The sequence below is a fragment of the Bacillus sp. SD075 genome (genome assembly GCF_017355165.1).
Classification (GTDB): Bacteria; Bacillota; Bacilli; order Bacillales; family DSM-1321; genus Peribacillus.
On the sequence record NZ_JADILK010000004.1, the window covers coordinates 64,357 to 91,106 of the forward strand.

Genomic DNA, 26,750 nt, shown 5'->3' on the forward strand with positions numbered 1-26,750 from the left:
GGTATTTAGGGTATAAGAAATAACAATGCTTTCTAGCTACCTTAAAAATTTATTAAATGGAGGCAACAATGAAACAACGTGATTTTTTCTTCGATAACGCCAAGTTCATTCTTATGGCTTTTGTCGTCTTTGGACATTTGCTGAATACGTATATACATGACAGTGAAACGATATATGCTTTATATAAAACCATTTATTCCTTTCACATGCCTGCCTTTATCTTTGTTTCAGGGTTCTTTGCGAAAGGTTTTTATCAAAAAGGGTATTTAGGTAAAATTACTAAAAAACTGATTTTGCCCTACATCATATTCCAATTGATATATACCGTTTACTATTATTTTTTATATGAACGTTCTGCCATCACCGTAGACCTGCTTGACCCCCAATGGTCGCTATGGTTCTTAATCAGTTTATTTTGTTGGAACATCATGCTGCTTGGTTTCTCAAAGCTAAAGCCAGCAGTAGGCATAGGTTTATCATTTTTAATCGCATTGTTGATTGGATATATTGACATTGTCTCCAATTACCTTAGTCTCTCCAGGACATTCGTTTTTTTCCCGATGTTTTTGATCGGGTACCATTTAAGCAAGGAACATTTAAAAAAACTATTCACACCCAAAGTTCGTTTGGCTTCATTTTGTTTCATGTTAGTTATTTTTATCGGTTTCTATTTAAATACCGATATCAATTATAAATGGCTGTTCGGTTCGAAACCATATGCCGAACTTGAAGATGCGACAATCGTGTCCATGTTTAAACGTCTGGGATTTTATGGATTGAGCATAATTTCAGTGTTCAGCTTCCTTTCGTTCATTCCACGCAGACAATATTTCTTTACTAACTGGGGTAAACAAACCCTTTATGTCTATCTGCTTCACGGTTTCTTCATTCGGTTCTTCCGTGAAAGCACCCTACAGGAATACTTCAGCAATACAGAGAGCTTTATCATGCTTGCCGTTCTCTCTTTCTTGATTACCGTGTTATTATCAAGTGAAATGATCGCTACCATGGCCCAGCCGATCATCGAATTGAAGGCGACCAAAACAAAACGTTTCATGACTAAAACGAAAGAGTATATTAAACAAGCTTTTTAAATAAAACGGATGAAGCATTTTCTGCTTTATCCGTTTTTTAAAATTCCATTTCATTTTGACTTCAAGCTGAAAAGATTCCCCGTCAAAACCATAACTCATTTTTCAAATGGAGCATGCTATGGTAAAATTACTCGTTAGTGCTTGTTGGCTTAAAAGACATGTACACGAAAGGAGTCAGGCGTTTCTTTTACGCCCTTTAACATATGAATATAATAATCAGTACTCTTAACGCAAAATATATCCATACATCGCTATCCATCCGATATTTAAAAGCTTATGCCCAGCCAGATTATGATGTGCAGCTGGCAGAATATACGATAAAAGATCCAATTATGAACATAGTTGGCGACCTTCATTCCAAAAAACCTGATGTCATAGGGTTCAGCTGCTATATTTGGAACATCGAGGAAACAATGAAAGTAATAGCCACGCTTAAGAAGATCAATCCAGAATTGATTATCATTCTCGGCGGACCTGAAGTCACCTATGATGTTGGTGAATGGCTTGATCAGATTCCCGGGGCTGATTTCATCGTAATTGGCGAAGGTGAAGTCACCTTCAAGGCCCTTCTATCTGAAATAGAAGGTTCGAATGATTATAAGAAGATCGGCGGCATTGCGTATCGACAAGAAGGAAAAAAAATCATCCAGCCTCAGAACGGCAAGGTTGATTTAAAATCCCTTCCTTCTCCATATCGTTTGAAGGAAGACCGTGGCGACCTATCTAAACGTGTCACCTATATCGAAACTAGCAGAGGTTGCCCGTTCAGCTGCCAATTTTGCCTTTCATCTATTGAAGTGGGTGTCAGGTATTTTGATCGTGAAAAGATTAAAGAAGAGATCAGATACCTTATGGCTAATGGTGCAAAGACCATTAAGTTCGTTGACCGAACCTTCAATATCAGCCGTAGCTATGCCATGGAAATGTTTCATTTCTTAATCGATGAACATCTTCCCGGGGTGGTTTTCCAGTTCGAGATCACGGCAGACATCATGCGTCCGGAAGTTATCCAGTTCTTGAACGATAATGCCCCCGCAGGGCTGTTCCGCTTCGAAATAGGGGTACAATCGACGAATGATCATACGAATGATCTAGTAATGAGAAGGCAGAATTTCGAAAAACTGACCAGAACCGTAACCATGGTAAAAGAAGGGCAGAAAATTGATCAGCATTTAGACCTTATTGCCGGTTTGCCAGAAGAAGATTATCGTTCTTTCAGAAAGACTTTCAATGATGTGTTCGAGCTCAGACCCGAAGAGATGCAGCTTGGTTTCTTAAAGATGCTTCGTGGCACTGGCTTACGGATACGTGCCGATGAACACCAATATATATACAGCGAACATGCTCCCTATGAAATCCTAGGAAATAATGTTTTATCCTTTGATGACATTGTCCGTATTAAACAAGTTGAAGATGTCCTTGAAAAGTACTGGAACGATCATAGAATGGATCATACCACGGAATATCTTGTCAAAACGGTATTTCAATCACCATTCGACTTCTTTCAAGATTTCGGTACCTATTGGGATGAACAAGGATGGGCACGAATCGGACATCAGCTTGAAGACTTGTTCAGACGTTTACAGCAGTTTTTGGCTTCACGGCAATCTACTGAACTGAAAACCATTATCGGACTCATGAAATTGGATTATTTTATGAATCAAAAATATAAACCACGTAAACCTTGGTGGGAAGCTTCATTAGATAAAAATGGGCGGAAAGAGATATATGAAGGTATTCTTAATAAGCCTGAGCAGCTCGGTTCCTCTTTCACAGCTTTGGCACTTAATGAAAAAGAAATACACAAACACACATTGCTCGAGGCACTTCCCTTTGATTTGGAAACGTATTTAGCTGAGGGAACATTGGTCGAGAAACCATCGATCATGCTTGCCTATTTTGATCCGAGTGGTAAGGGCTCAACGATTTTTCCTCTCTCAAAATCCGGTAGCATCATTTTTTAAGAATAAGGACGGACCCAAAAATTGGGTCCGTCCTTATTTACTTATCACTATCGCGTTTTTTATTTTCTTTTGCCAAAATTTCATATATTTTGGTTGCGTTCATATCACCGCTGAATTCAATACCAAATTCAGTTTGTACATGTTTTCCCGTCTTTTCCTGGATGTTCTGTTTTTCTTTATCCATTAACTTCTTCCTTTTCTGCCTTGCTTTGAGTTACGGTTGGCACCTTTCATTGCGTTTTCCTCCATTGCGAACTCATTGGAAAATTCATTTTCAGCTTGGTTTCTTTTTGGCGTTTTACTTGCTTTGACAGCACCATCCACATTGGCTTTCCGTTTCATTTTCATCCACCCTTTTTAAAATAGTTTCATTTTAGAATGGGGTAAAAATGCCTGAAATTATTCAGGGATAATATAGGGACAGACGAGAAAAATAACCGTAAAACGGAAAGGAAGTCACTATATGAAAAAGAAATTGGATTCACCCATTCTCGACAATACACAACCACACCAAATTAACGCACCAAGCTTTAAGGGAACCGGCATAAGACCACAGGCACCATTCGTCAATGATTATGGAGTCGTCATTGGCGACAGTAAATATGCATCTGAAAACTCACCGCTTGAAAATTGGAACGAAGATACAGACCCGGAAATCATGGCTGGAGACGAATGGATACACCCCACCAATGATATAGGGTGGAATTCAACTGAAAACCGTGAACTGTTAGAGGCTAAAAAAGCGCCGCAGCCACCTTTCATGCACCCCGATAAAGATGTTGGCATCGATACGGATTAAGGCGTTCTAGAAGGTCAAATGACAGTGAAATCACATTAACCTACAAGGGGTGCTCTTATACCCCTTATTCTCATTTAACCTGCAAAATCAACTTACCTTTCGTTTGACGGGCGTTCATTTCCTCATGAACGGCTGCTGCCTTTTCAATTGGGTAGATTCCGCCGATAGTCAGCTTGAGTTCTCCAGACACGACGTAAGAAAAAAGTTCTTCAATGCTAGGCAACAGCAATTCTGGGTGTTTCATGATTTGTGGCAGAAAAAAACCTACGACGCATTGATTTCGTCTCATTAATTGCTGCGGGTTCATCGTATAAGGCTTACGACTGGCATTACCAAAAACAACCAGACGTCCGAATGGAGCCAAACATTTCAATGTTTTATTGAAAATATCCCCTCCAGCCATTTCCAACGCCACGTCTACTCCCTTCTCTCCCGTGACCTCACGGACTTTCATTTCCCATCCTTCTTTCGTGTAATCGATAAGTTCATCTGCCCCCATCTCTTTAGCCAGTTCCAACTTTTCCACTGTGCTGGCGGTGGCTATCACTTTTCCAGCCCCGAAGATTTTGGCTAACTGTACGGCAATCGTTCCCACTCCACCTGCAGCAGCATGGACCAATACTGTTTCCCCCTGTTGCATGCGTCCCATTGTCTTTAGAATATGATAGGCGCTCAGACCTTGGAGGGGCAGGGCAACAGCTTCATGGAACTGAATGGCATCAGGAAGCGGAATGGATGAGAATTCATCAGAAAGGGCATATTCTGAATATCCACCCGATTCAATTAAACTCACGACCCTTGTACCAGTTTTGATTTTGGTCACCTTTCCACCAACTTCCACCACTACGCCAGCCACCTCCGCACCTGGAATGAACGGAAGTGGCGTAGGTACTACATATTGCCCTTCCCTTCTGGCTGTATCTGCATAATTGACGCCGACACAATCGATTTCAATCAGAACTTCATGCCCGGTTGGCACGGGTCTTTCCCTTTCAGTCAATTTCAGTACTTCCGGTCCGCCGTATTCTTCAAAATGAATAGCCCTCATCTTTACCCCTCCCTTTTTAATTTCCTGTGAATTCCGGTTTTCTTTTTTCTTTGAATGCTGCAATTCCCTCCTGATGATCTTCTGTGGAGGCCATCAAGGTTTGCGTGATACGTTCCTGTTCGAGTATTTCATCAATTGTAGCCGTAAATGAATGGCTAACGAGCTTTTTTATCATCCCATATGCTTTTGTCGGTCCTTTTGCCAGCTTTTCCGCAAGTTTCAATGATTCCTCTTCAAGTTGATTGAGTGGATATATATAATTAATGACACCTAACTGGTATAAGCGTTCCGCAGAAATTGGCTCGGCAGAAAAAAAGAGCTGCTTTGCAAGGTGGGGCCCTACTAATTTAGGTAAAAAATACGAACCCCCTCCATCAGAGATCAGGCCTACTTGTGAAAAACTCATGGCAAATTGACTATCATCGGAAGCCACGATCAAATCACATGCGAGTGCCAAATTGAATCCTGCCCCTGCCGCAAATCCATGGACGGCAGCTATTACGGGAACCTCGGAAGCATCCAGAGCCAATATGCATTCATTCATTCTGCCAACATGATCATACAATTGACCTGCAGAGGCCTTCCCCATTGATTTAACGTCACCTCCTGCAGTGAAAGACCTTCCCGCCCCTTTGATGATGACTGCCCTTATATGTGGTGATTGTTTTACGTCCTTAATCGCTTTCGTTAAGCTTGATATCATTTCCGGACTAAATGCATTCAAGCTTTCCGGACGATTCAAAGTCAGAATCATTACATTATCGATTACTTCTGTCAATAAGTGTTCTTTTAACATTTACCCATCCCCTTTTTCTATTTGATCAACCAGCCGCCATCCACCAATAAATCCGTCCCAGTCATATAGGAAGCCTCCGGGGAGGCAGCAAAGGTAATGACATTACTTATTTCCTCCGCTTTCCCCACTCTTTCCAGTGCCGTGTTCCGTTGAATGGCCTTTACGAATTTTTCATTCTGCAATCCATCCTCCGTTAACGGAGTTTCGATGAAACCTGGTGATACGGAATTGACCCGAATGCCTACTGCAGCAAACTCCAGTGCCAATGATTTCGTTAAACTGATGACTCCGGCTTTAGCAGAGCTATAATGCGGAATGAATGCCCCTGCCTGATGCCCTGACAGTGAAGCCACATTCACGATTGCTCGATTGATAGAGCCTTCATTTCCACTGCCCGCTCCTTCTTCCATCAATTTCCCCAGGTACTTTGAAACTAGAAAGACACTTTTCAAATTGACATGTTGAATCATATCCCAATCAGCTTCAGATGTATCCAAGAGCTTCGAGGACTTGGATCCACCTGCGTTATTGATTAAAATGTGAAGGTCACGATATTGTTCCTTCACATACATCGCAAGCTCTATTACATCTTCCTCGACGGTAACATCTGCAGGAAAAATGTCGGCCACGGGAATCGTGTGCCTTGCATTGATCTCTGCAGCTGCTTCCTCCAGCTTTCCTTTCGTCCGCCCTACCAACAACACCTTTGCCCCTTCGTCCGACAAGCGCATCGCTGTAGCTTTCCCAATACCAGATCCTGCACCTGTCACCACCGCTATTGACTGTGAAAATCTCATCCCCTTCACTCCTTATCTGGATTTTTAACTACGTTCCCTGCCTTTTCAATTCAGCTTCGATCCTTCCATCCACCAACTCCGGGACAAGATTCAACGAACCTTTTTGCGCCGCCAATTCCAAATCGGCGATCAAACTATGTTTGTCAAACAACTGTCCGACATATGATGATTTCAGGATATCAAAGGCATTTTCGCTATTCGTACGATAAAGCGCATTGGCAGCCTTTGCTGCATCGTTGAGTATGAATGAGCCTTGCGATCCAGCAATCAGGCAATCTATCAAATGACCTGCACCGTAAAAGTCTTCCAGACTGAATTCACCTGAATTTCCCGAACAGACGATGATGATCGTTTCTGTTTTATGATGTTTTTTTATTTTTTCCGCAACAGACGGATTATTCAACAAAGATGCGATATACACCTTTTTCGCAGCGGCTGAATTTCTCAACGCAACCGTTCCGTTAGTAGTGGATAGAATTAAGGTTCTGCCGCGTACCTGCCTACTCAATAGCGTAGGACTTGGATACATTAAATCATCAATCGGCTTCGCTTTTAGTTCCCCTGCCACTATGGAATCCCCATGGGCCAATTCCTGGCTTTTCACCAAGGCATCCACTGGATCCATGACAGGTATCACCTGGAGTGCTCCATCATGAAGTGCTGAAATAATCGTTGTGGTCGCTAACAACACATCCAGGACGACCGCAACTTTCTCCCCTTCTTGAAGCTTTTTCCCATCTATCTCTTCTTTTTTTAGTAGCAAATGAATGTTTTGTATATATTCCATTTTATTAAACTTCCTTCGCAGCTACATTTGCAGCATGAGTGAGTAAGCTTTTAACCGTTTTTCCGAGATTGGAAAAACGGGGGTCATTAGTCTGGCCTTTTTTATATCGATAATAGATTTGCTGAAGGATGACAGCTAACTTAAAGTAACCAAAGGTTAAATAAAAATCGACGTTGGATACATCCCTGCCACTTCTTGCTGCATACATCTCGATAAATTCCCTTCGTGTCAGGAAACCAGTTAAAGTAGTGACGGATGCTTGACCAGCACCGATTTTGATAAGTTCCGGGTCACTGCTTTCCGTCCAGTAGCTTAAAGCCACACCTAAATCGGCTAGCGGATCACCAACGGTGGACATTTCCCAATCAAATAAACCAACCATCTCTGTAAGGTCCTGGTTAAACATGGCATTATTGATCTTATAGTCATAATGGATAATTGAAGTCTGGCTATATTTCGGGATATTCTGTTGAAAATAATCGATAAGCGGTCGAATTCCCTTGATTTCATCTGTCTTTGCTCTCTCATAGCGGGAAATCCATCCGCGTACTTGTCTTTCAATGAACCCTTCAGGTTTGGAAATTTCAGCTAACCCCGTTTTCTCATAGGGAATGGAGTGAAGATCAGCAAGCCGATTGACCATGACATAAGAAAGCTCTCGGCACTTTTCAACAGTAGGCTCGATCCCCTTGGGAAATTCGGTATCTATTACAATTCCATGTTTCCTTTCCATTAGGAAAAAAGGGGCTCCCGCAATCGATTCATCATCCGAGAACAGAAGAGGCTCGGGAGCTGCTTGAAAATATGGGTTGATTGAGGAAAGGATATGATGTTCACGCTTCATATCATGTGCCTTTGGAGCAACAGGGCCAAGCGGCGGCCTTCTGAGAACAGCCTCCCACTCACCAATTTTCAGTTGATAGGTCAAATTGGAATAGCCTGTTGAAAATTGTTGCAATTCTAACGGTTCATTTGGTAGGTCCAATACATTTTTTCTTAGGAAACCTTCTAATGCACCAATATTCAGTTCTTCGCCAGGCCGAACAGGAATCGTATCATCAATCATGTTCTACCACTCCTTTAGACTTTTGTCATTCTAATTATGAACAAGATGTGTAATGAGCTTTGCTTTAATAAATTCAGGAATAGGTTCACTTTTTTGATTCAAAAAATTAAAACAGACTAAAACGGCACTTCCCTTAGCCATCACTTCCCCAGTTTGTGTACAGAGGATATCATGGACCATTTCACAACTTTTCGTACCTACTTTTGACAAAGATGTACGGATGGTCAAGAGCTGATTGAAATATCCCTGAGCAATAAAATCACATTTAGTGGAGCCTAACAAAAAATTCCAAGATTCCACTTTTGCCGCTAGGCCTAAAGATTCAAAAAATTTCATGCGTGCTTCTTCGAAGTATATGAAATAGCTTGTGTTATTGATATGTCCCAAAGCATCCGTTTCGGAATAACGGACGTTGACTTCCAATTCGTGCATAAAACCCCTCCTTGATTAACGATGTACGAAAGCAGGTTTACGTTTAGCCAAGAAAGCGGAAACCCCTTCTTTAACATCTTCAGTTTGGAAAATTTCTTCAAAAAGATTGGTTTCAATCTCTAGACCTTTTTCAAGCGTTGCCTCACTTCCTTCATTAATTGCTTTCTTGATTCTCGAAAGTGCCTGAAGTGAATGCCTTGTCATTCGTGAGGCCAAGATTTTCGCTTCCGATAAGCCAGAACCTTGCTCCACGACTTTATTGACAAGCCCGATCCTTTCCGCTTCGATGGCACCAAGAGGATCACCGGTAAATATAATCTCTTTTGCCTTTGCGTTTCCTACAAGTCTGGACAAACGCTGTGTACCGCCAGCTCCAGGAAATAATCCTAATTTCACTTCTGGCAGGCCAATATGGACCTGCGTTTCTGCCACTCGCAAATCACAGGCCAGAGCCAGTTCGCATCCGCCGCCTAAAGCCAGGCCGTTTAATACAGCTATTGTAGGTTTAGGAAACTGGTCGATTTTGGTTAGGACGGCATGACTTTCCTTTACCATTTCTTTCATATTCGGGTTCCCCATCATGCTAGGGAATTCTTTTATATCAGCACCAGCCGCAAATGCTACATTGCCTGCACCGATTATGAGTACCGCAACAGTTTCCGTATCTTTTGAAAGTTCATCGAATGTTTCTCCCAATTCTCTGAATACTTGTTTACTGATTACGTTTAATGGAGGATTATCGATGGTTATGACCGCCAGCTTATTTTCCTTAACCACTCTAATTAATTCAGTCATTGATGATTCCTCACTCCTTGATTTGGATAATCGTACCAGCCTTTTCCTGTTTTCCTTCCTAAATGTCCTTTATTCACCTTTTCTTCTATACAAGCATTTGGCTTGTCTTCTGGATTTCCAGTTTCATTGTATCTCTGCTGCATGACAAAATATCCTACATCAATACCTGATAGATCCATCAGTTCAAAAGGGCCGATGGGATGGCCTAAAGCTTTCCTGCAAATTAAATCGATATCCTTATAGTCCACAATTCCTTCTTCATATAAATATAAAGCCTCACGCTGCAACGCTCCCAAAATTCGGTTGGCCACGAATCCCGATATCTCTTTCCTCAACAAAACTCCTGTCCTATTCATTTTCTCTGTTACTTCCATCGCAAGCTTCGCTGTTTCCTCCGATGTTTCATCACTCATGACGACTTCTACACAATCCATTATTAGAGGCGGGAAAAAGAAATGCATATTAATGAACTTATCCGGACGATTCGTCACACTCGCAATCAGGCTATTGACGATCGTTGAACTATTCGTTGCAAAAATGGTTTCTGCTGGGGCCAATTCTTCAAGTTTAGCGAAGACTTCCCTTTTCACATCAAGTTTTTCAACAACCGCTTCAATGATCAAATCAGCTCCACTGGCCGCTTTCTCAAGATTGGTGGTATATTGAAGACGGCTAAAGGCAGCTAATTTACAATCTTCAGATATTTTCCCTTTTTGAACCCATTTATTCAAAATGACGTCCAATTTTGCTTGGGCTGTATTTAACGCTTTTTCTTGAACATCCTGAAGAATCGTTTCGTAACCTCCAAGTGCAGCAAGCATCGCAATTTGATGCCCCATCTGCCCAGCCCCAATTACGGTTATTGATTGAATTTGCTTGTTGGTCATACTTTCTATCTCCCTTCTACTAACTGGTTAGTATGTAACCTGTTCACGCTTCAATTCCCTGAAGAATCATCCCCATAAAAATGGCTGCAACTTCCTGTTCGTTTTTTTCACCTTCTGGGTCGAACCAATGATAGCTCCAATTGGCCACACCCAAAATAGCAAAAGAAATGATGGATGCATCGAGATTGGAACGTAGTTCTCCACTCTCGATGCCACTAATCAGCACTTGCTCGATTTTATTACGGAACTCATCCCGCTTAGGTAGGATTTGTGCAAGTTTTTCCTCACTTAGATTTTTCATTTCACGGAAAAAGACCGTTGCGCTGGATTTTTTGGTTTTGATGCTTTTTAAAAGCATCAATACCATATCGAAAAGCTTTTCCTTACAGCTTTTCCGAGGTTCCAACATGATTTTTTCCTGCTCACTAAGCAATTCGTCAATATAAGCTAGATGAATATCCATAAGCAACTGCTCTTTGCTCGTAAAGTAATAATAAAACGTTCCCTTCGTCACCCCGACCGATTCGACGATATCAGAAATCGACGTTTCACTGAAGCCCTTCTTTTCAAATAAGCGTATGCTATGTTCTGTCATTTTTTCTTTCATGTATGCATCCTCGCAATCTGTTAAAATTTCAGCTGTATTGATATCATACGCTTTCGTACTATCAATGCCCTCTTATTTCCTGGAAAGTTCTTCTCTTAAAGCTCGCCTTAAAATCTTTCCGACATTTGTTTTCGGTAACTCTTCACGAAATTCAACGAAATGCGGAACTTTATAGGCCGATAGGTTTGCACGGCAGTAATCGATGATTTCCCGTTCATTTGCCGTTTTATTATTTTTCAGTACAAGCACCGCTTTTACCGACTCCCCTCGGTAAGCATCTGGAACCCCGATGACAACCGCTTCCTGGACAGCAGGATGTTCATAGAGAACTTCCTCCACATCTCGCGGATATATATTATAACCACTTGCGATGATCAAATCTTTTTTCCTATCGACAATATAGAGATACCCCTCTTCATCAACCTTGGCGATATCACCCGTATAAAGCCAACCATCCCTAAGGGCCACCGCCGTTTCCTCCGGCATATTCCAATAACCTTTCATCACTTGAGGACCTTTGACGACCAATTCCCCCAATTCGCCAGAGGCCACTTCTTTTGTTCCGTCTCCCAGGTCCATCACTTTATATTCAGTCGAAGGGATACCAATCCCGACGCTCCCAGGCTTCCTTTTTGCAAATGCCGGGTTACAATGCGTTGTTGGCGAAGCTTCCGTAAGACCGTACCCTTCCAATATCTTCGCACCCGATTTTCGTTCGAACTCACGTAGCAGTTCCACGGGCATCGGTGCACTTCCGCTGTTACAGACCTGAATTGAGCCCATTCCATATTCTTCTGCCTTTGGATGATTCGTCAACGCTACATACATGGTCGGTACACCAGGAAAAGTGGTCGGCTGTTCACGCTTAATCGTTTCCAGCACTTCTTCTATTTCAAATCGTGGCAACATGATGGAGTCACCCGCGATATAAACGGATAAATTCATTGCGGACGTCATTCCAAAAACATGAAAAAGCGGGATGACCGACAGCGTTCTTTCAGAGCCCATCTTTAATTCATGCTTGAAGAATTCATACGATTGAACGACATTGGCCAGAATATTGCTATGAGTCAGCATTGCCCCTTTTGAACGGCCAGTTGTTCCTCCTGTGTACTGAAGAACAGCTATATCGTTTTCCGGATCGATAGATACGGGATTGATTTTGCCGTCCCCTGACTTCATGAATTGGTCAAAAGTAGCATCAGGCTGGAAATTTGCATCCGAATGCTGGAGGCTTACGGCGATAATATTTTTCAGATTTGCATGTTGCTGCACACTTTTCACTTTCGGGTATAATCCATCCAATACTACGATTGTTTCTGTACCAGAGTCCTGTAAAATATGCTGCAGCTCCCTTTCAACCAGCATGGGGTTGATTTGGGTAATAATGGCTCCTGTTGTCATCGATCCATAATAAGCTATGACGTATTGCGGACAGTTAGGTAGCATGATGGCGACACGATCGCCTTTTTTAACACCTTTTTTTTGCAGGGCTGAAGCAAAAGCTTGCGACGCATGAAAAAGTTCCTGATAAGATATCTTTTGGTCATAAAAAGTAATAGCTGTATTGTTTGGATAGGACTGACATGCATTTTGAAGGATTCTTTGCATCGGAAACTCAGGGACTATTATTTCCTTTGAAATTGAATCAGGATAAACGGAAAGCCATTTTTTTTCATTCATCATTCATACCCTCCAGCCATATTTACTTTCATTACTTTGCATGTGCCCCCCCATCGACAATCAAGATATTTCCAGTTACAAAATCAGATGCCTTTGAGGCAAGGAAAACCGCTGCCCCTTTCAAATCATCATCACTTCCTAATCTTTTTAGCGGCGTGGAATCCAAGATAGGATTCTTTCCTTGCTCAAGAACCCCTTTTGTCATTTTTGTCGGAAAGAAACCGGGTGCGATCGCATTAACATTGATATTATGCTGACCCCATTTAACAGCTAAATCCTTCGTTAAAGTAATGACCGCCCCTTTACTCGTATTATATCCGACCGTATCGAGCACCCTTGGATCGGTCCCCCCTAATCCGGCAACGGAAGCGATGTTTATGATTTTCCCATGTCCCTGCTCAATCATGACCCTGCCTGTTGCCTGGCTCATGATAAAGGTTCCGGTGACATTTACATTCATCACCTTCTGCCACGCTTCAAGAGGCATGTCAATGGCTGGTGCCCCCCAGGATGCCCCGCTATTGTTTACTAAAATGTCGATGGCACCAAATACACGGTACGTTTCGTTAACAACTTCCTGTACATCTGTCGGATTGGTGATATCACACTTGAAGGAAAGCGCCTTGACCCCAAGCTTCTCGATATGCGAAGCAACTTCGTCGCATGCCTCCTTCTTCCTAGAACAAAGAACGACATTTGCCCCAGCTTCGGCAAAGCCGGTCGCTATTTGTGCTCCCAATCCTCTCCCTCCACCAGTTATGATCGCCGTCTTTCCTGTTAGATCGAATAAGTCGGTGACTTTCATATTTTCACCTCATGCTTTTGTTGGTATTTTCGAAGTTCTATTTTAGCAACTTGTGAACGGTGAACTTCATCGGGACCATCAGCAAGCCTTAACGTCCGTGCATTTGCCCAATGAGCAGCAAAAGGGAAATCATCGGAAATTCCTGCAGCTCCAAAGCCTTGGATGGCCCTGTCCAGCACATTTAATGCCATATTTGGTGCCACCACTTTTATCATGGCAATCTCGGCCTTCGCTTCCTTATTACCGACGGTATCCATCATATAAGCAGCTTTTAAGGTCAGTAGTCTTGCTTGCTCGATTTCAATCCGTGAATTAGCAACCCACTCCATGATCACGCCTTGTCTCGCCAATGTTTTACCAAAAGCGACACGTTTTTGAATGCGCTTACATAACTCTTCAAGTGCTCTTTCAGCAGCACCGATCAGCCTCATGCAATGATGTATCCTTCCTGGTCCGAGTCTTCCTTGGGCAATCGCAAATCCTTTACCTTCCCCCCATAGAATATTGGTTGCCGGGACCCTAACATTTTCAAAAGTGATTTCGGCATGGCCATGGGGGGCATGATCATAACCAAACACAGGGAGCATTCTCTCGATTTTGACACCAGGTGTATCCAGCGGTACAAGAATCATTGACTGTTGTTCATGCTTGGACGCCTCAGGATCTGTCTTACCCATGACGATCGCAATCTTGCACCGGGGATCGCCTGCTCCTGAAGACCACCACTTTCGGCCGTTTATGACATACTCATTACCCATCTTTTCTATCCTGCATTCAATATTGGTCGCATCGGAAGACGCCACTTCCGGTTCTGTCATCGAGAAGCATGAGCGGATTTCCCCATCAAGCAAGGGCTTCAGCCAGCGTTCTTTATGTTCATCTGAACCGTATCTCACCAGCACTTCCATATTACCAGTGTCAGGCGCATTACAATTGAAGATTTCAGGTCCTATCGACGACCTACCCATGATTTCACAAAGCGGTGCATATTCTAGATTTGTTAAACCCGCTCCATAACGGCTATCAGGTAAAAATAAATTCCATAGTCCTTCTTCTTTTGCTTTTGCCGTCAATTCGGATAATATCGGGGGTATTTCACTCCAGCGGCTCTTTTGTGCTTCGAGTTGCTTTTTGTATAATGATTCATTTGGGTATACGTGCTTTTCCATGAATTCCGTTAACTTCTTTTCCAGGTTTTTCACCTTTTGAGTATGTTCAAAGTTCAAATTGAATTCCTCCTTTTAAACTTACTAACCGGTTAGTATGTTATTACTTTTAAAGTATATACACAACATTCTGATTTTTTCAATAATTAAATCATTATTTACTTGTCATTCAAGGCACTGTATCTGGATTTTTTCGTTCTCACTATATTCCTTTTGTTAGACAGTTGGGAATATACAAACGATTTTCGTACCTTTTTTCAGTTCACTTGTGATGAAAACTTTTCCGCCATGCTTTTCGATGATTCTAAAACAAACGGAAAGACCCAATCCTGTTCCTGATGTTTTTGTAGTGAAAAATGGTTCTCCCACTTTTTGAAGAGAGTTTTCCGGAATACCCTCCCCTTCATCCAAAATGCTCAAAAAAACTTCCCCATTTTTTTCATATATGCTCACAAAAATATTTCCGCCATTCGGCATCGATTCTATGGAATTTTTTATCATGTTTATTAGTACTTGCTTGATTTGGTTTTCATCAAAATACATAAAAATAGGTTCTGAATCATAATTTTTATGTATTTGAATATTGTTCAGTACGGCGTTTGTCTCCAACAGTGTTACGACATGATTGCAGCTTACCTTTAAATCCTTCTCAAGAAAAACCGCCCCAGCAGGTTTCGATAGCAGCAAGAGTTCATTCAGCACTTTCTCGATTCGGTTTATTTCCGAAAAAATAATATCATAGTATTCCTGCTTTTCGGCACCGCCATCTTTTATTAATTTCACGAATCCCATTATCGCTGTCATCGGATTCCTGACCTCATGTGCAATCCCAGCCGCAAGTTGGGCAGCCGTTGATAACTTGCTTGATGTGATAGCCAAATGTTCGTTTAGGCTCACAAGCTTTTCCTCCGCATGTTTACGTTCATTAATTTCCGATAAAATGCCCGCTGTCCCTATGAATTTCCCAGCATCATCGTAAATTAGTTTAACGAATGCCTCAACCCAACTTGTTCCCTTTTTCGCATTTAGTTTAATGTCAGCACGAAAATATTTATTCCCTCGATGAAAGGAGTCCGCGAAGGCCTTTAATACGACTTGATAAGAATTGTTATCCATATGTTTAGAGAAGTGTAGCCCCAGGGATTCATTAACGGATGCACCACTCATCGATTTCCATGCAGGGTTTAAGTACAACCATTTTCCTTTATCATCCGTTTGGAAAATAACCTCATTGAAGCTATTGACCAATTCTTTAGAGTAATTGGAGAAAATGCGATAACGCCCTTCGCTATCCTGCAATAAAGCAATCGTCTTCCGTTTATGATCATAGATGGCACCCAAACTCCAGGCTATGGTTAAAATTACGATTAAATATATTCCTGCAAAGGCGGAAAACCTGCGTTCTTCATGACCCAGCCACCCTATAAAGGGTAATATCAATATAAAGAACAGAGCAGGGACAATAATCCTACCAGTATATTTCTTCACATTTTCCACCTCCTTACCAAAATGATTTATACTTCATCCGATCGAATTCCAAGTAAGGGATCAAATTATGCATATTTTGTATATAGAAATGGTAGAAAACTCACTTATAGGTAAATTTCAACATTTTATCCATGATTCCTGCAAACAAGACAAAAAACCTTTCCTCGATGGAAAGGTTAACTGTTCGACTTAAATCATTTACCCAATGATGATGCGTTCCTTTGGATAATGGAAATTTTCCGTAACTTCTTTATGACCAATGATATACAGGAGGGAAGTTATCCCCACACGCCCAATGAACATGATGATCATAATGACAATTTTACCGGTATTACTGAGATCAGGCGTGATTCCCATCGAAAGGCCGACAGAACCGAAAGCCGAACATACCTCAAAAATAATTTGGGTTAAAGTGAAGTTCTCGGTAATCGATAAAATGAAGACGGCCATTAAGCAAAGCAGGGACCCCATGATCATAACTGCTGTCGCCTTTCGGATATCATCGGGATGAATCTCCCTTTTGAATACCTTAATGGAACGCCTTCCCCTCATGAAATTCCATAAGAATAAAATCATGATGGCCAGAGTTGTTGTCCGGATCCCTCCCCCGACAGAACTTGGGGATGCTCCAATGAACATCAAAATACTCATCAATAAAATGGTCGGTTCCGAAAAGTCACTCACATTCATTGTTGTTAACCCGCCGCTTCGCGTGTTGGAGGACATAAATAAAGAGTAGAAGAACGATTCATGCCAGCTCTTACCTTTGAAGAATCCATTTATTTCCAGCAAGTAAATCAGAATCGTTCCCCCAATGATAAGGGAAAAGAAAGTGACTGATGTCAGCTTAGTGAACAAAGAAAAATGAAACTTATAAGTACGTGCACTATTGGACAAAAACTCTTTCAGCTCAATCAAGACAGGAAACCCAATGGCTCCAAGGGTAAGCAGGATGATCGTGATGAACTGTACAAAATAATCCCCTTTAAACGGAATCATCGATATACCGGTGATATCAAATCCGGCATTTGTAGTTGAACTGACTGCCAAAAATAAACCATTTATAAAGGCGTCTTTCCAGTTTGGATAAAAATTCAAAAAATAAATGCCTAAAACGAGGGCGCCAATCATTTCAATAACGACGAATATCTGAATGATTTGGATCAATAATTTGACAAGGCCCGAAAGATTCGATTGGTTTTGATCAGTCATGATCAATTGCCTTTCCTTCAAACCAATCTTCTTGCCTAATATAAGCCAGAAAAAGGTTCCGAGTGTCATAATGCCAATCCCTCCAAATTGGAGAACGAACATTAGGATGAAGTAGCCAGTTTCACTAAATACCTCAGGCGTACTGACTACAGTTAAGCCTGTAACACTGACTGCACTGATAGCTGTAAATAGGGCATCCATGAATTCCCACTCAACACCAGGTTTTAAGGCAACCGGCAGACTAAGCAAGACTGTTGAGATGCTGACAGCCAAAAAATAATAACCGACGATAAGCTGAGCTGGTGTTAACTTAGATAATATTTTTTTGATAGCAGCCATAAAGAGTTTCCTTTCTTACTCCTTTATAGTTATGCGAATCACATAACCATTAAAAATCTAGTTTACCCTTTTTTCATTATTTTTTCCATTCTCTTTTAAAACTGACTTACTTACAACAAATAGGCAGGTTTACCAATAAGTTTGATGCTGCTCATATAAGTAAAACTCCACATTCTACTTATACTATCATTACAGCGGCAAAAGCCGTTGAAAAAGTAAAGGGGAGATTCAAATGGCTAACAGCAGTAACAATCTACTTGTTCCAGGAATCGAACAAGCATTAGAACAAATCAAATATGAAATTGCATCTGAATTCGGTGTACAATTAGGTTCCGATACTTCAGCACGTGCCAATGGTTCAGTTGGTGGAGAAATCACGAAACGTCTTGTACAACAAGCACAATCTCAACTTAAAGGTCAATAATTCTTCTCACAATTAAATATCCATGGCTAAGAGTCCAGCTGCATGCTGGACTCTTTTTAATCATTATGTCCATTTCCTTTACCATTATTGCCTTTAACTCTTTTCGACTTATCCCAATCTTTCTGATCTTGTTTATATTGCTTATCATGCTTACCTTGTTTATTTTGCTTATTTATATTTTGCCTATCTTGTTTGTCTTGCTTCCATTGCTTATTTTGCTTAATTTGCTTAATTTGCTTATTTTTTTTATTGTCGTGTTTTACATGATCATAATTATTCTTTTCTTTGATTGATGGAACTTTTCTCACATCGAACTTTTTATCATTCTTTTCATTTTTCTGCTTGTTCTTTGAATGGTTGCTATGGTCACTATCGGATTTTCCTTTTGACTTGTTGCTTTTTTCCTTGTATTCATTTATCGCAATCCGTTTTCCAATTGTATCTTCCCGTCCAGTTTTTTCCTTAATTTTGGTAAATTGCATTTCCGGGCTTTTCCGTTCGGTCGGTTTGGCTCCATTGGCTGGCTTTTGCTTTTTTTCAATTGCATTATTCTCTTTTTCCTTTTCTCCATCCGATTTGTTTTCCGTACTAATCGTTCCGCTCTTCTCTTTTAGAATAACAACCTGTTCCTCGACTTTTTTATCTGGCGCTGAAGCAGGCTCCCTCTTATTGACTTTTACCTTATCTTTATCTTCATTCAACTTCTTTTCGAGATACTTACCCGTGGATATGCCTTGTTCCCTTGCTTGCTTCCGGTCGCTCTTTGTTGCCTGGATCACTTTCATTCTTGTTTTAGAAACATTATCCTGCTCAGATATTTCTTTTATCTCTTTTTTTAAATCCTTATCCAGTTCTTTATTTTTTTTCAATAATGTTGTGGAAACGATGATCTGTTTATTTCCTTTCCAATAACCAAGTTGCTTCGTCGTTTCAACGATCCGGTTTGTCACAGTCTTTATATCCTTGCCTTCCCAGTCCTTCAGCTGATCAATCACAAGCTTGCCGTCTTCATTTAAACCGGTAAGTTTGAGAACTTCTAAATCATTATCAAGCTCCAATTCAATGCTTGGATTCACATCTATCGTCATATATGCTGACACAGGACCAGAGAAATAAGAAGGAAGAAACGAAAAGAGAATCAAGAATGTGGAGGCAATGCTGAGTACGGCGGTTCTTTTGAAAGTTGAATGAAAATTGGAAAAGGCTAAAGTGAACTTTTGTTGAGCAGGTAAAAAAGTGATCTCCTCACCTACTTCATATACCCGATCCTGCCTTTTGGTTTTCAGAAATTCACCCTCGGGGGTCAATAGGGTTACAAATCGCTTATTAACTGAAAGAATAACTCCTTTTTTCATCCATTGATAGCCCCTTTTATATAATCATTCAAATACAAAAAATCTCCGTTTATTATGATTGCCACAGCAATGATGTATTTTCTGTTCCGTTCAATCGTTTTTCTGCTCACTTCCACTTTTCCCTCAAGCTGTTTTACGGGCAGCCGCTTTTTTGCAAACAGGATTTCTTTCAGTTCATCATCTTCCATTAACAATTTAGCGATCATGATAGCTCCCTTCCTGGCATCTGCATGTTTGGGGGAGTTCTCAACTAAATCCTCAAATGACAGACCAAAATCCTGTAGATGACTTATATAGAGCTGAATTTCTTCATTTCTTCTTTCCGATTCCTTCTGCTTCTCGTATTCATTGATGGAATTTTCATTATCAATATATATATGGCTTTGATCATTATCATCATTCAGTGATAAATCCAATAGGACTTCTTTTTGTTTGGACTGGCTTCTTAAATAATCTATAACCCTTCGTTTAACGAGGGTTTCGGCAAATGCCAATAAAGAACGGCCTTTTTCCGGGGAATATTTATCGATTGCCTCGTTAAAAGCAATCATTCCAATACTGAATTCATCATCTGATTCGTATATGTAACGTTTGCAAACCGATGACACTGTTTTCGCAATAAAAGGTTTGAATGACTCTATAGTATCATTACGAAGGCTTATATCGCCTTGTTGGATTTTCAATACGGTTTCTTCTAAAGATCGCTTTTTTTTGAATGCTGTAAACAACACACCAAGCATTTGCTCACCTCGCTCCTGTTGAACATAAAATACGCATCAACATACTTATCTTAAGCGGAGGGAGTCTAAAAGACAGTACCAAAAGAACTATTTTTGCATTTTAAATGAAATTACATAATATATCAACATGATAAAATACTTAGTTTTTTCTCGTTTATTACAGTGCAATTACAGTAAAATATCTTTTTTGAGATTTTCGTTCAATCCAATGGGACAATTGTCATTTTTATAACCGGAATTTAATATTCACATCTTTTAACATATCATTCGTAAACATACCTGCGCTTTTGAGGGTCATCTCCATAAATATATTAAAAATCAAAAAAACAGGCGTGACCAGCACGCCTGTTTTTTTAAGCTTCCTGTATTTTTTTCTCTTCTTTCCCTTTTTTTTCTTTTTTGCTTGAAATGATCCATGCACCTGCTGCAATTCCAATCAATACGACCCAGAAAATCGATTTCCAAAGAGTTGATTCAGGGAAATGATGATCGATGACAGCCAGTGAAGGGTGTGCAAGTGTGTATACCGCCAACTTCACTCCAACCCAGCCTACAATCAAAAATGCTGCCGTTTCAAGTGAAGGACGCTGATGAAGCAACTTCACGAAGGCATTTGCTGCAAATCGCATAATGATCAATCCAATCATACCGCCGAGGAACATGACAGCGAATTGCCCTCCGTCAATTCCGCCGACTTTCATCCAGCCTGTTGCAGGAAGTGTAACAGCCAGTGCGACGGCTGCCAACATGGAATCGATTGCGAAAGCTATATCAGCCGCTTCAACCTTTACCACTGTCATCCAGAAGCCAGATTGCTTTTTAGGTTTCGTGATTTCCTTCTCGCTTTTACCAGCGTATTTTTTATAAATGTGCTGAAAAGCAATGAAAAGTAAATAAATTGCACCGATTGCTTGAACTTGCCACACGTCGACAAGAAAGGAAATAAGGAATAAACTCGCAAAGCGGAAAACAAAAGCTCCCATCAGACCATAAAACAAGGCTTTTCGCTGTTGTTCTTTTGGCAAATGCTTAACCATTACAGCCATGACGACTGCATTATCCGCAGCAAGTATCCCCTCTAATCCAACCAAGATAAGAAGGACCCAGCCATATTCCAATAATATTGATGCTTCCATCCATTCAACCTCCAATAGTTAGTATTTCCCCCATATTGGCATTGGCAAAATAAAAAGACCTCTGCCATATAGGCAAAGGTCTTGCTGAACATGAAATCATGTCAACAAAGCCGATGAATGTTTAACATTCACGTAATGACGACTTTGTTTTAGGGCGAACCCTAACGCTACTCCCCTTTGAAAAGGAAAATCAGTTATTAAGTATATTAATAGTATACGCGCTCGTTATGAAAATAACAATCTTTTTTACAAATGGATTTCATTTTCGGTTCCCTTTGGATAATTTCATCAATCGCAAATATTCTTTGCCAAAACGAATCCAATTCGGTTTGGCAGAAAAGTAGTTCTGAAACATCGATAAAAAACTCGTGTATTTCCCTTCATATGGATACCATTGTATTTCTGTATCGTTTTTACCTTTATCGATCATAATCGCTTTTTCATGGCAGAAAATCTTCAACCCATGCTCACCATGATAACGGCCAACCCCACTTTGTTTGGCACCGCCAAATGGTAAATGATGATTAGCAACAGTAATCAGCACATCATTGATCGTCACCGCCCCCGTTACTAACTGAGACGCAACCCTGATGGCTTTTACCCTATCCATCGTCCAAACGCTGGAATTGAGCCCATATTCACTTTCATTTGCCAGCGCGATCACTTCTTCCTCCGTATCGAAAGGCAAAACAGGCAACACGGGGCCGAACGTTTCTTCTTTCATGATTTTCATGGAATGATCGACATTGGACAGGATTGTCGGCGGAATGAAATGGGTCTGTCCCATTTTCCACTCCTTTGGAGGTGTTCCGGCTTCAAGTACAGCACCCTTTTTCAATGCATCCTCCAGGTGTCCAGCCACAATATCAACTTGTGCCGGGAAAGTCATTGAACCGATATCATCCTTCGATTGCACCCCCTGCTTCATGGACTTCGTTTTTTCTTTAAGAAGCATTAGGAATTCCTTATAAACCGGACGTTCCACATAAACCCTTTCAACACTCATGCACACCTGCCCGCTATTTGTGAAAGCTCCCCAAAGAGCCCCGTTCACAGCCCGTTCTAGGTTAGCATCACGCAGAACGATCATCGGATCCTTACCGCCAAGCTCCAGAGTCGTTGGAATCAGGTGTCTTGCTGCGACCTCACCAATCATCTTTCCGGTCCTTACAGATCCAGTAAAGAATATATAATCTGGTTTTTGCTCAGTTAATGCCGCACCCAATTCTTTCCCTCCATGGGCAAACTGTATTGCTCCTTTTGGAAAACCAGCTTCAAGAAACAGATTTTCGATGCACACCCCAACTAAGGGAGTTACCTCTGATGGCTTGGCGATGACTGTATTTCCCGCTGCTAGAGCATTAAGAATGGGAACCATGGAAAGCTGCAGCGGATAATTCCATGGTGAAATGACGAGAATTGTTCCTCGGGGCATATAATGAATATAAGATTTTTTACCAATTAACATGAGTGGAGTGGTGACCTTCCGTCCGGAAAGAGTTTTCACTGCATGTTTCTCGATATGCTTGATTGCATCAATGGTTGGCATGATGTCAGCAACCAGTGCTTCAATTTTCACTTTTCCGGTATCTTTTGAAATGACTTCAGCTATTTCATCCATTTTTTCAACCATCAATAAACGGAGCCGTTTTAAATAGTGCAACCGCTCCTTTATGGAAAGATTCGACCATGATTGGAACGCATGTCTTGATTCCTTATATAAATGAGGAATCGACTTCAATGGCGTTGGGACGATTTCCGCAATCTTCTCACCTGTTGCTGGGGAAAACACTTCCAACTTGTCATGTATTTCTTCCATTACTACTCCCCTTGCTTTACCTTATTTTTATTGGTACTCCAAGGCAGGGAAATCTCCCCAGAAACTGCAGCAAAACCTCTGGGCTGCATTGCTGTCAAAACGCCCTTTCCAAGTTAAATAATAGAGCTTTTCCACTCCTTGCAGGACGGATTGATAAGAATGACTGACTATTTTTCTTAAACAGTTCACGAGCGAAACGTTCATAAACTTCACTAAACGTAAGGAGCTTTTCCCTTACCCCTCCTTATATAATGCCAGAGACGCGGCAGCCTGTATAATATAATCGTTTGGAACCAAGTTCACAACCGGTCCCCGCTCTTCATGAGATTCCTGCCCGATTCCCTGCCACATAATCCGTGCTAAAATAAGTACACCTCTTAAGATGATTTACACTAACAAATTCGTTAACAGGGTCCACTACATCACATCACGCGTTGTATAACTCAATTGGTGAAACCCCTTTAACTCCATTCCTGTCCAAATAACCTTAAATAGTAATCTTCCAGACATAATAGCACCGCCGAAATGGAATATATAGTAAATTTTTTCCTTTAATAAAAGGAGTATTCACGTTTGCTATCGAAGGTAATGTATAGGAACCCATTCCGGCTAAAAGCAAAAATGAAGTCCCGCATACAAGTTTATCGGTTTTAGTGTTTAATATTGGGTAATGGAGGATAAATTCAAATTATCGAATAAAAATTATTATCTATATAACCGATTTTCCGTTACTATATAAGAAGGCGATTTTTTCGCGCATACATATTTGAGGTGAGCGCACAAGTGAAAAGAATAATTAAAGCATACGACTTCCCTATTTTCATCGCTGTCGTATTACTCTGTTTGTTTGGTTTAGTCATGATTTACAGTTCGAGCATGATTACTGCTGTCGCTCGATACGGCCAGCCCATGGATTTCTTCTTTGAGAAACAAAAAACGGCCTTTCTCATTTCATTCCTGGCAATGATTGTCACGATGATTCTTCCTTATAAGATGTACAAAAACAAAATGTTCTTGATGTCTATGATGTTTGGAATGGCCGGTATCCTTTTGCTGCTATTTATCTTTGGCCATACAGCAGGAAATGCCACAAGTTGGTTCAAGTTAGGGTCAAAATCGATCCAACCTGCAGAATTTTCCAAATTAGCCATGATCATTTATCTGGCAGCCATTTACGGAAAAAGGCAGGATCGCATCAATAGTATTGATAAAGCCGTCATCCCCCCGATTTTCTTTCTAGTATTCATCTGTTTTTTAATCGGGATACAGCCTGACTATGGAACGGCAGCTGTCATTTTCCTGATTTCAAGTACGATGATCATTTCATCCGGGATGTCTTTTAAGAGTATATTCAAACTCTCTTTGATTACTGCAATATTCGTTGCCATATTTGCATTAGGAGTACTCGTTACAGGAAATTTCTCATCCGTTCTCTCTGAAAATAAGATGTCTCGTTTTACAGGGTTTGCGGACCCTTTTGGAACGGCAGGAGAAAGCGGGTATCAACTCGTGAATTCATTATTCGCAATTGGATCCGGTGGCCTTACTGGAGTGGGACTTGGTGACAGTGTACAAAAATACGGGTACTTGCCTGAATCACATACCGATTTCATCATGTCTGTCATTGCAGAAGAGCTTGGGATATTCGGAGTGGGATTCGTTCTATTGACACTTGGATTTATCGTCCTAAGGGGCTATGTACTTTCAGCAAAATGCAAAGATCCATTTGGAAGTCTTTTATTGATAGGCATCTCATCCATGATCGGCATTCAAGTTGGCATCAACGTTGGCGGAGTGACTGGACTTATCCCTATTACAGGGATCACTCTTCCATTCATCAGTTATGGGGGATCTTCCTTACTGCTACTCATGCTTTCAATGGGCATATTCCAAAATGTCGTAATGCGAATGAATTTACTTGAACAGAAAGAAAAGGTCATGTCCATCCCAAAGGATGAGATTGCGTCCTCAAAATAAACGATCCACTTCTTTACCCCTGACATTGCCATTCATCTCAGGGGTTTTTTCCTGTCTCTCAAGGTTATGGAGTTCATATAAAAAAACAGGCAGTCGAAACGACCGCCTGTTTTTTTATTTATAATGAATACCTATTTTCGTAAAACCCGCAATTAAACTAAGCAAAGGGCAAAGTAAGCAAAAGAATGCATATGGGGCATATTCAAGGGTCGAAACACCTAATACCTGAGTCAAGAATACACCGCATACCCCCCAAGGAACAAGAGGATTCACAACTGTTCCCGCATCTTCAAGTACCCTCCCAAGCGTTTTTGGCTGCAAGCCTAAATCTTCATATTTCTGCTGAAAGGCCTTTCCTGGAAGAATCACTGACAAATATTGTTCACCGATTAGGAAATTCACGCTGATTCCTGCAAATACAGTGGCGGAAATCACTTTCGCTACACTCGTCAATGAATCCTGGACCGCATTTAAAATTGAAGGGATGACACCCAATTCAAACAAGAGTCCGCCCATCGCCAATGCCAACAACACCATCGAAACGGAGAACATCATACTTTCAATACCGCCCCGCGAAAGGATTGAGTCAAGTTGATCCATTCCACTCTTCAGTACAAAGCCACCGTATAAAGTATCTGCTAGTTTTGCAACCGTGAAACTTGGCGTTTGTATGAAAGCAATGACAGCCGCCGAAATGACTCCTGCTGACAAGGTCGGAATCGCCGACACCTTTTTCAAAGCCATGATTAGAACGATGACAAACGGAATCAAACTCCATATGCTTATGTTCGTTTCCATTTCCAGGGCTTTGGTCATGACTTCGATTTCCTCAACACGGGCCAGTTTTACATTCGGTGAAAGGAAGTAAAAGATGATAAGTGAGATTATAAAACCTGGTATCGTTGTCCAAAGCATATTATTAATATGTTCAAATAATGGTACTCCAACCGTTCCGGAAGCAAGGTTGGTCGAGTCGGATAATGGAGACATTTTATCTCCAAGAAATGCACCGGATATGATTGCACCGGCTGTGATTGCCAACGATAAATCCATCGCCGCCGCCATACCTATGAAAGCAACGCCGATTGTCGCTGATGTTGTAAGTGAACTCCCGATACAGAGCCCAATTAGCGAACACACCAGAAATGAGATCGCATAGAAATATTCACCGGAAATCCAGTCAAACCCATAATACATGATGGTAGGGATCGTCCCGCTCGCCATCCAGATCGAAATTAGCATTCCAATGAAAAAGAATATATAGATAGCTCCCATACCGGAAACTGCACCTTTGACGATAGCGGCCTCCATAACCGAAAATGGAAGCTTCTTGAGCTTTCCATAAACAAATAGAAATAGGATAGCAGCTATTATTGGAATATGGGGGGCAAGTCCATAATGTATGATACCAGTTGCAATGATTAAGAAAAGAATGGCCAAAACCCCAATTGCTTCAGGTAAGGAGAGTTTTAGCTTTGCATCTTCAAGACGCATGATGTATTTCCCCGCTTTCATGTTGTATATTCTCTGATGT

The 26,750-nt window shown here is 41.1% G+C and carries 26 protein-coding genes; 5 read left to right on the plus strand and 21 right to left on the minus strand.

Features of this window, described 5'->3' with window-relative positions:
- Positions 1-68 precede the first annotated feature (68 nt).
- Together IOC57_RS04840 and IOC57_RS04845 are read left to right on the plus strand one after the other, a co-directional pair.
- Entirely contained in the window at positions 69-1,094 is a 1,026-nt protein-coding gene (locus tag IOC57_RS04840; protein WP_207437651.1) for an acyltransferase family protein, read from the plus strand.
- Between the two features lie 203 nt (positions 1,095-1,297).
- Entirely contained in the window at positions 1,298-3,058 is a 1,761-nt protein-coding gene (locus IOC57_RS04845; RefSeq protein WP_207437652.1) for a B12-binding domain-containing radical SAM protein, read from the plus strand.
- 37 nt (positions 3,059-3,095) lie between these two features.
- Here the strand turns inward: IOC57_RS04845 and IOC57_RS04850 are convergent, their stop codons facing one another.
- The gene (locus IOC57_RS04850; RefSeq protein ID WP_207437653.1) at positions 3,096-3,242 is read right to left on the minus strand and encodes a hypothetical protein; all 147 of its coding nucleotides are present in this window, start codon (positions 3,240-3,242) and stop codon (positions 3,096-3,098) included.
- Positions 3,242-3,400 (minus strand): hypothetical protein, encoded by a 159-nt coding sequence (locus tag IOC57_RS04855; protein WP_094246584.1) that lies wholly within the window; start codon positions 3,398-3,400, stop codon positions 3,242-3,244. The genes IOC57_RS04850 and IOC57_RS04855 overlap by 1 nt, the downstream gene beginning before the upstream one ends.
- Before the next feature lie 121 nt (positions 3,401-3,521).
- On the opposite strand from IOC57_RS04855, the gene IOC57_RS04860 reads away from it, so the two are divergent.
- The gene (locus IOC57_RS04860) at positions 3,522-3,857 is read left to right on the plus strand and encodes a DUF3905 domain-containing protein (protein ID WP_207437654.1); all 336 of its coding nucleotides are present in this window, start codon (positions 3,522-3,524) and stop codon (positions 3,855-3,857) included.
- A gap of 70 nt (positions 3,858-3,927) precedes the next feature.
- Here IOC57_RS04860 and IOC57_RS04865 read toward each other — a convergent pair whose 3' ends face one another.
- From IOC57_RS04865 to IOC57_RS04930, 14 genes are all read right to left on the minus strand, one after another.
- On the minus strand, positions 3,928-4,905 hold the full coding sequence (locus tag IOC57_RS04865; protein WP_207437655.1) for a quinone oxidoreductase family protein: 978 nt from the start codon (positions 4,903-4,905) through the stop codon (positions 3,928-3,930).
- A 16-nt stretch (positions 4,906-4,921) separates the two neighbouring features.
- The gene (locus IOC57_RS04870; protein WP_207437656.1) at positions 4,922-5,701 is read right to left on the minus strand and encodes an enoyl-CoA hydratase/isomerase family protein; all 780 of its coding nucleotides are present in this window, start codon (positions 5,699-5,701) and stop codon (positions 4,922-4,924) included.
- 17 nt (positions 5,702-5,718) lie between these two features.
- On the minus strand, positions 5,719-6,498 hold the full coding sequence (locus tag IOC57_RS04875) for an SDR family NAD(P)-dependent oxidoreductase (protein ID WP_207437657.1): 780 nt from the start codon (positions 6,496-6,498) through the stop codon (positions 5,719-5,721).
- Between the two features lie 28 nt (positions 6,499-6,526).
- The gene (locus tag IOC57_RS04880) at positions 6,527-7,285 is read right to left on the minus strand and encodes a 2-phosphosulfolactate phosphatase (RefSeq protein ID WP_286184540.1); all 759 of its coding nucleotides are present in this window, start codon (positions 7,283-7,285) and stop codon (positions 6,527-6,529) included.
- A gap of 4 nt (positions 7,286-7,289) precedes the next feature.
- Positions 7,290-8,351 (minus strand): phosphotransferase family protein, encoded by a 1,062-nt coding sequence (locus IOC57_RS04885; protein WP_207437658.1) that lies wholly within the window; start codon positions 8,349-8,351, stop codon positions 7,290-7,292.
- A gap of 30 nt (positions 8,352-8,381) precedes the next feature.
- A complete protein-coding gene (locus IOC57_RS04890; RefSeq protein ID WP_207437659.1) occupies positions 8,382-8,783 on the minus strand; it encodes an acyl-CoA thioesterase in 402 nt (133 codons plus the stop codon).
- Positions 8,784-8,798: 15 nt separating this feature from the next.
- Entirely contained in the window at positions 8,799-9,578 is a 780-nt protein-coding gene (locus tag IOC57_RS04895; RefSeq protein WP_207437660.1) for an enoyl-CoA hydratase, read from the minus strand.
- Positions 9,575-10,465 (minus strand): 3-hydroxyacyl-CoA dehydrogenase family protein, encoded by an 891-nt coding sequence (locus tag IOC57_RS04900; protein ID WP_207437661.1) that lies wholly within the window; start codon positions 10,463-10,465, stop codon positions 9,575-9,577. The genes IOC57_RS04895 and IOC57_RS04900 overlap by 4 nt, the downstream gene beginning before the upstream one ends.
- A 43-nt stretch (positions 10,466-10,508) precedes the next feature.
- On the minus strand, positions 10,509-11,072 hold the full coding sequence (locus IOC57_RS04905) for a TetR/AcrR family transcriptional regulator (RefSeq protein WP_207437662.1): 564 nt from the start codon (positions 11,070-11,072) through the stop codon (positions 10,509-10,511).
- 72 nt (positions 11,073-11,144) lie between these two features.
- Entirely contained in the window at positions 11,145-12,755 is a 1,611-nt protein-coding gene (locus IOC57_RS04910) for a long-chain-fatty-acid--CoA ligase (protein ID WP_286184551.1), read from the minus strand.
- Between the two features lie 31 nt (positions 12,756-12,786).
- Positions 12,787-13,560 carry an SDR family oxidoreductase gene (locus IOC57_RS04915; RefSeq protein ID WP_207437664.1) on the minus strand — a complete coding sequence of 258 codons (774 nt, stop codon included), beginning with the start codon at positions 13,558-13,560 and terminating at the stop codon, positions 12,787-12,789.
- Positions 13,557-14,786: an acyl-CoA dehydrogenase family protein gene (locus IOC57_RS04920; protein ID WP_207437665.1), complete on the minus strand. Its 1,230-nt coding sequence runs from the start codon at positions 14,784-14,786 to the stop codon at positions 13,557-13,559. Before IOC57_RS04920 ends, IOC57_RS04915 begins: the two co-directional genes overlap by 4 nt.
- Before the next feature lie 156 nt (positions 14,787-14,942).
- Positions 14,943-16,214 (minus strand): ATP-binding protein, encoded by a 1,272-nt coding sequence (locus IOC57_RS04925; RefSeq protein ID WP_207437666.1) that lies wholly within the window; start codon positions 16,212-16,214, stop codon positions 14,943-14,945.
- A 198-nt stretch (positions 16,215-16,412) separates the two neighbouring features.
- On the minus strand, positions 16,413-17,765 hold the full coding sequence (locus IOC57_RS04930; RefSeq protein ID WP_207437667.1) for a TrkH family potassium uptake protein: 1,353 nt from the start codon (positions 17,763-17,765) through the stop codon (positions 16,413-16,415).
- Positions 17,766-17,997: 232 nt separating this feature from the next.
- Here IOC57_RS04930 and IOC57_RS04935 point away from each other — a divergent pair, with 232 nt between their 5' ends.
- Entirely contained in the window at positions 17,998-18,189 is a 192-nt protein-coding gene (locus tag IOC57_RS04935; protein ID WP_034314196.1) for an alpha/beta-type small acid-soluble spore protein, read from the plus strand.
- A 56-nt stretch (positions 18,190-18,245) separates the two neighbouring features.
- Here IOC57_RS04935 and IOC57_RS04940 read toward each other — a convergent pair whose 3' ends face one another.
- From IOC57_RS04940 to IOC57_RS04955, 4 genes are all read right to left on the minus strand, one after another.
- Complete coding sequence (locus tag IOC57_RS04940; protein WP_207437668.1) at positions 18,246-19,544, minus strand: anti-sigma-I factor RsgI family protein; 1,299 nt, start codon at positions 19,542-19,544, stop codon at positions 18,246-18,248.
- Positions 19,541-20,284 (minus strand): RNA polymerase sigma factor SigI, encoded by a 744-nt coding sequence (gene sigI / locus IOC57_RS04945; RefSeq protein WP_207437669.1) that lies wholly within the window; start codon positions 20,282-20,284, stop codon positions 19,541-19,543. The genes IOC57_RS04940 and sigI overlap by 4 nt, the downstream gene beginning before the upstream one ends.
- Before the next feature lie 353 nt (positions 20,285-20,637).
- Complete coding sequence (locus tag IOC57_RS04950) at positions 20,638-21,420, minus strand: TerC family protein (RefSeq protein WP_207437670.1); 783 nt, start codon at positions 21,418-21,420, stop codon at positions 20,638-20,640.
- Positions 21,421-21,679: 259 nt separating this feature from the next.
- Entirely contained in the window at positions 21,680-23,239 is a 1,560-nt protein-coding gene (locus IOC57_RS04955) for an aldehyde dehydrogenase family protein (RefSeq protein ID WP_207437671.1), read from the minus strand.
- 783 nt (positions 23,240-24,022) lie between these two features.
- Between IOC57_RS04955 and IOC57_RS04960 the strand changes: the two genes are divergently transcribed.
- A complete protein-coding gene (locus IOC57_RS04960) occupies positions 24,023-25,216 on the plus strand; it encodes an FtsW/RodA/SpoVE family cell cycle protein (protein ID WP_309487665.1) in 1,194 nt (397 codons plus the stop codon).
- Between the two features lie 114 nt (positions 25,217-25,330).
- Here IOC57_RS04960 and nhaC read toward each other — a convergent pair whose 3' ends face one another.
- On the minus strand, positions 25,331-26,710 hold the full coding sequence (nhaC, locus tag IOC57_RS04965) for a Na+/H+ antiporter NhaC (RefSeq protein ID WP_207437672.1): 1,380 nt from the start codon (positions 26,708-26,710) through the stop codon (positions 25,331-25,333).
- Positions 26,711-26,750: the final 40 nt, after the last annotated feature.

Bases quoted from the DNA above. Each gene is read 5' to 3' on its own strand.
- IOC57_RS04930 (WP_207437667.1), bottom strand. From the start codon at position 17,765: ATGGCTGCTATCAAAAAAATATTATCTAAGTTAACACCAGCTCAGCTT.
- IOC57_RS04885 (WP_207437658.1), bottom strand. From the start codon at position 8,351: ATGATTGATGATACGATTCCTGTTCGGCCTGGCGAAGAACTGAATATT.
- IOC57_RS04935 (WP_034314196.1), top strand. From the start codon at position 17,998: ATGGCTAACAGCAGTAACAATCTACTTGTTCCAGGAATCGAACAAGCA.
- IOC57_RS04850 (WP_207437653.1), bottom strand. From the start codon at position 3,242: ATGGATAAAGAAAAACAGAACATCCAGGAAAAGACGGGAAAACATGTA.
- IOC57_RS04900 (WP_207437661.1), bottom strand. From the start codon at position 10,465: ATGACCAACAAGCAAATTCAATCAATAACCGTAATTGGGGCTGGGCAG.
- IOC57_RS04915 (WP_207437664.1), bottom strand. From the start codon at position 13,560: ATGAAAGTCACCGACTTATTCGATCTAACAGGAAAGACGGCGATCATA.
- nhaC (WP_207437672.1), bottom strand. From the start codon at position 26,710: ATGCGTCTTGAAGATGCAAAGCTAAAACTCTCCTTACCTGAAGCAATT.
- IOC57_RS04860 (WP_207437654.1), top strand. From the start codon at position 3,522: ATGAAAAAGAAATTGGATTCACCCATTCTCGACAATACACAACCACAC.
- IOC57_RS04890 (WP_207437659.1), bottom strand. From the start codon at position 8,783: ATGCACGAATTGGAAGTCAACGTCCGTTATTCCGAAACGGATGCTTTG.
- IOC57_RS04950 (WP_207437670.1), bottom strand. From the start codon at position 21,420: ATGGAAGCATCAATATTATTGGAATATGGCTGGGTCCTTCTTATCTTG.
- IOC57_RS04865 (WP_207437655.1), bottom strand. From the start codon at position 4,905: ATGAGGGCTATTCATTTTGAAGAATACGGCGGACCGGAAGTACTGAAA.
- IOC57_RS04880 (WP_286184540.1), bottom strand. From the start codon at position 7,285: ATGGAATATATACAAAACATTCATTTGCTACTAAAAAAAGAAGAGATA.
- IOC57_RS04955 (WP_207437671.1), bottom strand. From the start codon at position 23,239: ATGGAAGAAATACATGACAAGTTGGAAGTGTTTTCCCCAGCAACAGGT.
- IOC57_RS04845 (WP_207437652.1), top strand. From the start codon at position 1,298: ATGAATATAATAATCAGTACTCTTAACGCAAAATATATCCATACATCG.
- IOC57_RS04840 (WP_207437651.1), top strand. From the start codon at position 69: ATGAAACAACGTGATTTTTTCTTCGATAACGCCAAGTTCATTCTTATG.
- IOC57_RS04940 (WP_207437668.1), bottom strand. From the start codon at position 19,544: ATGAAAAAAGGAGTTATTCTTTCAGTTAATAAGCGATTTGTAACCCTA.
- sigI (WP_207437669.1), bottom strand. From the start codon at position 20,284: ATGCTTGGTGTGTTGTTTACAGCATTCAAAAAAAAGCGATCTTTAGAA.
- IOC57_RS04895 (WP_207437660.1), bottom strand. From the start codon at position 9,578: ATGACTGAATTAATTAGAGTGGTTAAGGAAAATAAGCTGGCGGTCATA.
- IOC57_RS04910 (WP_286184551.1), bottom strand. From the start codon at position 12,755: ATGAATGAAAAAAAATGGCTTTCCGTTTATCCTGATTCAATTTCAAAG.
- IOC57_RS04870 (WP_207437656.1), bottom strand. From the start codon at position 5,701: ATGTTAAAAGAACACTTATTGACAGAAGTAATCGATAATGTAATGATT.
- IOC57_RS04855 (WP_094246584.1), bottom strand. From the start codon at position 3,400: ATGAAACGGAAAGCCAATGTGGATGGTGCTGTCAAAGCAAGTAAAACG.
- IOC57_RS04875 (WP_207437657.1), bottom strand. From the start codon at position 6,498: ATGAGATTTTCACAGTCAATAGCGGTGGTGACAGGTGCAGGATCTGGT.
- IOC57_RS04905 (WP_207437662.1), bottom strand. From the start codon at position 11,072: ATGAAAGAAAAAATGACAGAACATAGCATACGCTTATTTGAAAAGAAG.